Below are 7,966 nucleotides of genomic sequence, written 5' to 3'. Positions count from 1 at the left end.
CGGGTTTCGGAGGCCGGCCGCCCCACTCGGCGGCCGGCCTCCCTGAGGGCCTCCATCCGGAGTCGAACCGGAACCTCCGGGGCCACGACCCGGCGTGCGGACCACCACACCATGGAAGCCGCGTCTCCGGCAGGATTCGAACCTGCGCCCTTCGGGTCCGCAACCCGACGCGCTTTCCACTGCGCCACGGAGACTCGATATGGAATTGTTCGCGCACACTTCTCGGAACGCGTGGCGGATGCGGGAATCGAACCCGCCTGGAACGGTTTATGAGGCCGCCGAGAGCACCAGCTCTCCTATCCGCCCGGCGCGGAGGGTGCGAGATTCGAACTCGCGCGGGGAGAACCCCGACGACGGCTTAGCAAGCCGCTGCCTTCCCACTCGGCCAACCCTCCCGGGCGGCCTCCGGAACGCGGAACCGCCCGCCGGGCTCCGGGCCCGCGGGCGGTGAAGGACGTCAGGACGCGCAGGTCACGTCCGTCGGACACCGCTCCCGAGACCGGAGAGACGACGACTGTGCGGCATTCGGTGATGGCGTCGCACGATCCCTCTCCCCTCTCTCGCGGACGGCGTCCGCTGCTGATGGGGATTACTCTGCCGGACTCATTCCGGGTCCGCAACCCGATTTTCGACCGGCTCGGTAACGGGCGCTTTTCCGGTGGTTTTCGGCAGGGCCGTCCGGGACGCCGCGAACGCCATCACGATATGCGCGCATCCGACGACGGCGAAGACGGCGTACATGTCGTGGAACGACGATTCGAGCGTCCCCGCGGCGAGGGTTCCCAGCGGAATGGTCGAGTAGGCGACCATGCGGGTGGTCGCGACGACGCGTCCGAGCAGCGCGGGCGGGGTGATCTGCTGGCGGAGGGTGAACCACGAGACGTTCACGACCGCGCCGCAGAGGAACACCGCCGTCCACGCCGCCCCGATGTCGGGAACGTGCCGGGCCGGAACCAGCAGCAGGAACGCGCCGCCCTGCAACCCCAGCATCAGGACGAGCAGCCGCCCCGGCGCGCGCCCGCGCGACAGCAGCCGGTGGGTGAGCGTCGCGCCGAGCAGCGCGCCCGCGCCCTGGAGGCCGACCATCAGCCCGACCAGCGGGGGCCCGTACGCGTGGTAGTCCGCGACGTAGTACACGAAGTTCGCCTGGACGGACCAGATCAGCAGGTTGCTCGCCGCGAACAGCAGCGCGCCCGCGCGCAGCGCCGGATGCCGCGCCGCGTACCGGGCCGCCTCGCGGATCTCGTCCCGCACCCGGCTCCGCGCCGCCGGGACGGGCGCCTCCGGGACCTGGCCCGGTGCTGGGCGGACACGGCCCATCAGCGCGATCAGGCCGGCGGAGACGAGGAAGGTCGCGGCGTCCAGGAGGATCGTGGGCCCGTGTCCGACGAGGGCGACGAGCCCTCCGGCGAGGACCGGGCCGAGCAGGTTCAGCAGGTTGTCGCCGCCGTAGAGGCGGGCGTTGGCCGCGCCGAGCCGTCCGGGCGGCGCGATCTCGGGGATGACGCTCTGGAACGCCGGGTGGTAGACCGGCTCGGCGCAGGCCAGCAGGAACGCGGCGGCGTAGATCGTCCAGAGGGGGCCGTGCGCGACCACGACGAGCGCCAGCGCCGCCGCGACCAGGCCCGCGCCGAGGTCCCCGGCGACCAGCACCCACCGGCGCGGGAAGCGGTCGGCGAGCACACCGCCCGGGATGGACAGCAGCAGGAACGGCGCGTACTCCAGCGTGTAGACGGCCCCCGTCTGGAGGGCCGACCCGGTGCGGTGCAGGACCAGCAGCGGCAGCGCCACCTTGTAGATCCAGTTGCCGAACGAGGAGGTCAGGTAGGCCGCGAACAGCAGCTCGTACCGTGCCCCCATCCCCCGCCGGGACGCCGCTTTCCCCGTCCCCGGCCCGGCCGCCTTCGCCTCGAGCCCGCCCGTGTCAGAGGCTCCCGCGCCGGACGCGTCGGCGTCGGACGCGCCCGCTCCGGTCGCGTCCGTGGTCCGGCGTGCGGCGGCCCGCCGGACGCGCTGGGCGTCCGACGGGCCGTCGTCGACCGTGTCGCTCAGCGGCCTCAGCCCGCGTGCTTGGCGCTCGCGGTGCCGCGCAGCGCGACCGGCCCGGTCTTGTGGATGACGATTTTCTTCATCTTGTCCGCCCCTTCGGTCACCTTTGTACTCAGCCGCTCCACTATCACCGGTGATCACTCCCCGGCACACGGGCAACCGGACATGTGACCTTTACCGGCCACTCAGTGGCGATAGGTGAGACCGAACCCGTAAGGGAACAACGGGGACTTTCCGTCTCCCCTGTTCACCGGCTCCTGGGACGCGGAACGCGGCCAGCTGACGGGCAGCCGCCCGGTCGGCCGGACGGTTCCGAACAGCACGTCCGCGACGCCCTGCCCCTCGGTCCCGGGCAGCCACGCCTCGACGAGCGCGGCCCAGGACGGCAGCTGCGCGGTGATGTCCAGCGGACGCCCCGACACCAGCACCACCACGACCGGGACACCCGACGCGCGCAGCGTGGCGAGGGTGGCGAGGTCCTGGTCGTCCAGGCCCATGCCGTCCGGACGGTCGCCCATGAACTCGGCGTACGGGGTCTCCCCGACCACCGCGACGGCGACCTTGTAGGACCGGTCGATCCCGGTGCCGTCCTTGCTGTAGGTGACGGTCGTCCCCGGCCGGACGGTCCGCCGGATGCCCTGCAGGATCGTGGTGCCCGGGGTGATCGGCCCGGACGAGCCCTGCCAGGTCAGCGTCCAGCCGCCGGTCTGGTTGCCGATGTCGTCGGCGTTCCTGCCCGCGACGAAGATCTTCCCGCCGTGCCGGGGCAGCGGCAGCACGTTCCCCGCGTTCTTCAGCACGACCTGCGACTCGGCCACCGCCCGCCGCGCGAGCGCCCGGTGCGCGTCCGACCCGAAGGTGCGCTGCCACGAACGGTCCGCGAACGGGTGCTCGAACAGGCCCATCTGGAACTTCACCGTGAGGATGCGGCGGTTCGCGTCGTCGATCCGCGACATCGGGACGTGCCCGTTGGCGACCTCACCGCGCAGCGTGGCGATGAACTCCTTCCAGTCCCACGGCTGCATGAACATGTCGATGCCCGCGTTGACCGCCGCCGTGACGCGCTCGGGGGTCAGTCCGGGCGTTCCGCCGCCGATCTGGTCGATGCCGTTGTAGTCGCTGACCACGAAGCCCCGGAAGCCCAGCTCGCGCTTCAGGACGTCGGTGATCAGGTAGCGGTTTCCGTGCATCTTCACGCCGTTGAACGAGCTGTAGGAGACCATCACCGAGCCCACGCCGCGCCGCACGGCCTCGCGGAACGGCGGCAGGTGGATCCTCCGCAGCTCGGCCTCGGAGAGCTGCGTGTCGCCCTGGTCCTTGCCGCCGGTCGTCCCGCCGTCGCCGACGTAGTGCTTGGCGGTGGCGAGGATGGACGCCCGGCCCGCGCCGAGCCGCTCGCCCTGCAGCCCGACGATCTCGGTCGTCATCGCGGACGGCAGCTCCGGCACCTCGCCGAACGACTCGTAGGAGCGGCCCCAGCGGTCGTTGCGCACCACGCACAGGCAGGGCGCGAACGTCCACTGCACGCCGGTGCCCGCGACCTCCTCGGCGGTCGCCCGCCCGATCCGGCGCACGAGCCCGGCGTCGCGGGTCGCGCCGAGGCCGATGTCGTGCGGGAAGATCGTCGCGCCGTACACGTTGTTGTGGCCGTGGACGGCGTCCGCGCCGTAGATCATCGGGATGCGGAGCGGGGCGGCCAGGGCCCCGCGCTGGTAGCCGTCCACCATGTCCGCCCAGCCCCGCGGCGTGTTCTCGGCGGGCACCGAGCCGCCGCCGGACAGCACCGAGCCGAGCCGGTAGGCCGTGACGTCGGCCGGGGTCGCGCCGCCGCGCTCGGCCTGCGTCATCTGGCCGAGCTTGTCGTCCAGCGTCATCCGCCGGAGCAGGTCCTCGACGCGGTCGCGGACGGGCCGCCGGGCGTCGAGGTAGGGCGCGTCCGCCGGGGCGGCCCGCTCCCGGAGGTGTCCGGGGACGGGCGCGGCGTCCGCCGGGAGGACGGTGGCCCCGAGCGCGCCGAGCGCGGTCGCGAGGCCGAGCAGGAGGGATCGGGGCGGGGTCCGCAGGGCGGACCGGGGCCGGTTCCGGGGTGTGAGGGTGCGCAAGGGAGCCTCCGCGCGGTCGAATTTGTTGCCCCCGACAACAAGCGCACGGTAGGCCGATCACCGGGCCCCGGCAAGCCCCTCCCACCCGCCGCGTCCGCATCCGGACGCCCACCGCCCCCCACCCGCACACCGCCGGGCTTGGCCCGGCGACGCGGGTGGTTGAGGCGGGGGCGCCGGGGAATTCAGTCCTCGAAGTCGGTGCTGCGGGACACCTTCTCCCAGGTGGCGGCGTCCGCGCGGTCGCGGGCGAGGGACGCCTCGATCGCGTCCACCGCGTCGTTGCCGAGAGGCAGGCGCAGCGGTGTCTCGGCCGCGTCCAGCGCGGCGAGGATCGCGGCGGCGGCCTTGGCCGGGTCGCCCGGCTGCCTGCCGTCGCTGTCCGGCAGGTTCCTGCGGACCGGCCCCACCAGGTCGGCGTACTCCGGCATCTCCGCCGCCTGCGCCAGGGCGCCCGTCCCGGCGAAGGACGTCCGGAAGCTGCCCGGCTCCACGATCAGCGTCCGGACGCCGAACGCGGCCACCTCCTGCGCCAGCGCGACGGTCAGCCCCTCCAGGGCGTGCTTGCTCGCCGAGTACGCGCCGACGCCGGCGAACGACATCCGGCCGCCCATGCTGCTCATCTGCACGATCGCGCCGGACCCCTGCCGCCGCATGTGCGGCAGGACGGCCCGGACCAGCGCCGCCGGTCCGAAGAAGTGCAGTTCCATCTGCTCGCGGAGCTCCCGGTCGGACGTCTCCTCGACCGCCCCGACCAGCCCGCGCCCCGCGTTGTTCACCAGGACGTCCACGCGGCCGTGCCACAGCACCGCCTCGGCGACCGCGCCCGCGGCGGCGGCCTGGTCGGTGACGTCCAGGGCGACCGCCCGGACCCGGTCGGGATGCGCGGCCACCAGGTCGTCCAGCGCCTCGGGACGGCGCGCCGCCGCCACCACGACGTCGCCCGCCGCGAGGGCCGCCTCCGCGATCGCCCGCCCGAACCCCGACGTCGCACCCGTGATCAACCACACTCGCTGTTCGCTCATGCGCACTGTTATCCACCCGGGCGTCCCGCCGCGTCCAAGACAGAAGATCACCTAAGCCATAAAGCGCGTTTATCATCCCTGCGTGGAGTTGAGAGAGCTGCGCTACCTCGCCGCGATCGCGGACGCGGGGAACGTCGGCCGCGCGGCCGCGTCGCTGTACGTCAGCCAGCCCGCCCTCTCGTACGCGCTGCGCCGCCTCGAGTCGGAGCTCGGCGTGCGCCTGTTCGACCGGCACCCCGGCGGCATGACCCCGACCCCCGCCGGACGCGACGTGATCGCCGAGGCCCGCCGGGCGCTCGCCGCCGCCGACCGGGTCCGCGCCGCCGCCGAACGGCACCGCCGCGTGCTCTCGGGCGTGCTGCGGGTCGGGTTCGAGGCGACCGGCGCGGGCGAGCTGACCACCCGCGCCCGCGCCGAGTTCGTCCGGCGGAACCCGGGCGTCCGGGTGGAGCCGAAACGCTTCGACTGGGGCGGCGAGGTCGCCGCGCTCCGCGACGGACGGGTGGACGTCGCGTTCGCGTGGCTGCCCGCCGACCTGTCCGGGCTGCGGTCCGAGGTCGTCCACACCGAGCCGCGCGTGGTGGGCCTCCCGGTCGGGCACCCGCTGGCGTCCCGTCCCGGCCTGTCGGTCATGGACGTCGCGGACGAACCCCTCATGTGGACCGAGCGCGCGCCGCGGGCCTGGGTCGACTGGTGGGCGGTCAACCCCCGCCCGGACGGCCGGCCACCCGTCTGGGGCCCCACCAACGACAACGTCGAGGAGATGCTCGAACAGGTCGCCGGCGGCGCCGCGATCTGCTTCGCGCCCGCCGGCATGGGCCACTACTACTCCCGTCCCGACCTGGCCTGGGTGCCGCTCACCGACGTCGAGCCGCTCCGCGTCGCCCTCGCCTGGCGGGCGTCCACCCCCTTGGCGGACGCCTTCGTCCGCGTCGTCCGCGATCTGATCGCCACCCCGTCCTGACCACCACCAGGGTTCGACGACGCGCTCACGAGGACGCGCCGGAGCTACGCCGGGGCCTCGGCGGGACGGGAGGACGCGGCGGTCTCGATGGGCTCGGGCTCGCGGAGGGTGCGCGCGACCGTCCAGGCGAGCGCGGGCGCGGCGATCACGGGGACCAGCGCCGTGGACGGCGAGGTCGCGTCGGCGAGCGCGCCCAGCGCCGGGCTGACCACCCCGCCGACGCTGACCGCGAGGCCGAGGGTGACGCCGCCCGCCGTTCCGACGCGTCCGGGCAGGTAGTCCTGGCCGAGCGTGACCTGGAGCGAGAACGGCACGAACAGGCAGGCCGCCGTCGCCGCGACGCCGAGGAGCAGCAGCGGACCGGGCAGGAACGCGACGCCCGCGACGGACGGCACGGCGAGCGCGTACGCGGCCCTCGCGCACCGGACGCGCCCGTACCGCCCGGCCAGCCGTCCGCCGAGGACGGTCCCGACCGCGCCGCCGCCGAACAGCAGGAACAGCGCCGCCGCCCCCGCCGCGGACCCGCCGTCCATCCGCTGCTTCGCGACCACCGCGAGCAGCGTGCTCACGCCGAAGAACGCCACCGCCCGGAACGTCACCACCAGCGACAGCCGCGCGAACATCCCCCAGTCGTCCCGCCCCTGTGACGCGCCGGACGCTCCGCGCGCGGGCGCCGGCGTCCGCGTCACCGGCACGGTCATCAGCACGCCCGCCACGGCCGGGACGGCAAGCCACGGCGTCGCGCCGAGCCCGCCCGCGGCGAGCAGGGGCGTGACCAGCAGCGGAGCGACCGCGAACCCGACGTTGCCGCCGAGCGAGAACCAGCTCATCGCCGTGTGGTCGCCGCGCGTGACGGTCCGCGCCAGCCGCGCGGACGCCGGATGGTACGCCGCCACGCCGAGCCCGGAGAGCGCGACGAGCGTCCAGACGGCCATCCGGTCCCCCGACGTCCCGGCCGCCGCGATGCCGAACCCGGCGAGCAGCATCGCCACCGGGATCAGCCACGGCATCCGCCACCGGTCCGTGAGCAGCCCGAACACCGGCTGGACGACCGAGGACAGCAGCGTCGCCGCCAGCACCACCGCCGACGCCGCCGCGTAGTCGTAGTGCCGCTCGGACACCAGGAACGGGACGATCGCGGGCACCGCGCCCTGGTAGACGTCCACACACGAGTGCCCGGCGGACAGCAGCAGAACCGAACGCTTCATACCCGCCAGCGTCGCCGCCGCCCGCCTTGTCGCGCTTCCGACATCTCGCCATCCTGTACCGCGAACCCGCCACCTCCCGCCCCACTACCGCCGCCACCCGTCCCGCCGTCACCGTCCCGAACGCGACGCCGCGCATCCGACGTCGCGCCGAGGAGCCACCGATGCCGCACGTCCCCCCGTCCCTCCCCTCCCCGACGCGCCACCTGCCGGAGGCGCCCACGGGGATCCGGCCGCTGAGCCGGGGCGCGGGGGCGAGCGCGCACCGGCACGACAACCCGCAGCTCATCTACGCCCGCTCCGGTGTCGTCACCGTGACGACCGAGGCCGGCGTCTGGCTCGCGTTCCCCGGACGCGGCCTGTGGGTGCCGGGCGGGGTCGTCCACGAGCACCGCGCGTTCGGCGCCGCCGACCTGTGCCTGGTCGGGATCCCCCCGTCGGACGACCCGTTCGGCCGCCTCTCCGCGCCCACCGTCGTCGCGGTCGATCCGCTGCTGCGCGAGCTGGTCCTCGCGCTCTCGGCCGAACCGGACGACGGCGGCGCCGAGCGGGCCCGGCTGCTGGCCGTCCTGCTGGACCGGCTGCGCCGCGCCCCGCGCCTGCCCGGCCCGTACGTGCCCGCCG

General features: G+C 74.4%; 6 protein-coding genes and 3 tRNA genes. 2 read left to right on the top strand and 7 right to left on the bottom strand.

The window, feature by feature from the left end; all coding sequences use genetic code 11:
* Positions 1-121: 121 nt before the first annotated feature.
* From DZF91_RS31875 to DZF91_RS31850, 6 genes are all read right to left on the bottom strand, one after another.
* A tRNA-Arg gene (locus DZF91_RS31875) sits at positions 122-194 on the bottom strand.
* 38 nt (positions 195-232) lie between these two features.
* A tRNA-Met gene (locus DZF91_RS31870) sits at positions 233-305 on the bottom strand.
* A 5-nt stretch (positions 306-310) separates the two neighbouring features.
* Positions 311-395 (bottom strand) — tRNA-Ser (locus DZF91_RS31865).
* A gap of 208 nt (positions 396-603) precedes the next feature.
* Positions 604-1,860, bottom strand: a complete 1,257-nt coding sequence (locus tag DZF91_RS31860) for an MFS transporter (protein ID WP_117360772.1) — start codon at positions 1,858-1,860, stop codon at positions 604-606.
* A 374-nt stretch (positions 1,861-2,234) separates the two neighbouring features.
* Entirely contained in the window at positions 2,235-4,151 is a 1,917-nt protein-coding gene (locus DZF91_RS31855; protein ID WP_235834708.1) for a glycoside hydrolase family 3 protein, read from the bottom strand.
* A 182-nt stretch (positions 4,152-4,333) separates the two neighbouring features.
* Positions 4,334-5,173 carry an oxidoreductase gene (locus tag DZF91_RS31850; RefSeq protein ID WP_117360771.1) on the bottom strand — a complete coding sequence of 280 codons (840 nt, stop codon included), beginning with the start codon at positions 5,171-5,173 and terminating at the stop codon, positions 4,334-4,336.
* A gap of 82 nt (positions 5,174-5,255) precedes the next feature.
* On the opposite strand from DZF91_RS31850, the gene DZF91_RS31845 reads away from it, so the two are divergent.
* A complete protein-coding gene (locus DZF91_RS31845; protein WP_117360770.1) occupies positions 5,256-6,137 on the top strand; it encodes a LysR family transcriptional regulator in 882 nt (293 codons plus the stop codon).
* 44 nt (positions 6,138-6,181) lie between these two features.
* Here the strand turns inward: DZF91_RS31845 and DZF91_RS31840 are convergent, their stop codons facing one another.
* Positions 6,182-7,345, bottom strand: coding sequence for an MFS transporter (locus DZF91_RS31840; RefSeq protein ID WP_117360769.1), 1,164 nt, complete (start codon positions 7,343-7,345; stop codon positions 6,182-6,184).
* Between the two features lie 161 nt (positions 7,346-7,506).
* On the opposite strand from DZF91_RS31840, the gene DZF91_RS31835 reads away from it, so the two are divergent.
* The coding region (locus tag DZF91_RS31835) for an AraC family ligand binding domain-containing protein (protein ID WP_199487035.1) at positions 7,507-7,966 on the top strand (460 nt) is incomplete at its 3' end.

This window comes from Actinomadura logoneensis (assembly GCF_003428695.1).
Classification (GTDB): Bacteria; Actinomycetota; Actinomycetes; order Streptosporangiales; family Streptosporangiaceae; genus Spirillospora; species Spirillospora logoneensis.
Note: the sequence above shows the minus strand (reverse complement) of the source record. Positions and strands in the feature narration are given on the sequence as shown.

Bases quoted from the DNA above. Each gene is read 5' to 3' on its own strand.
- DZF91_RS31850 (WP_117360771.1), bottom strand. From the start codon at position 5,173: ATGAGCGAACAGCGAGTGTGGTTGATCACGGGTGCGACGTCGGGGTTC.
- DZF91_RS31840 (WP_117360769.1), bottom strand. From the start codon at position 7,345: ATGAAGCGTTCGGTTCTGCTGCTGTCCGCCGGGCACTCGTGTGTGGAC.
- DZF91_RS31860 (WP_117360772.1), bottom strand. From the start codon at position 1,860: ATGGGGGCACGGTACGAGCTGCTGTTCGCGGCCTACCTGACCTCCTCG.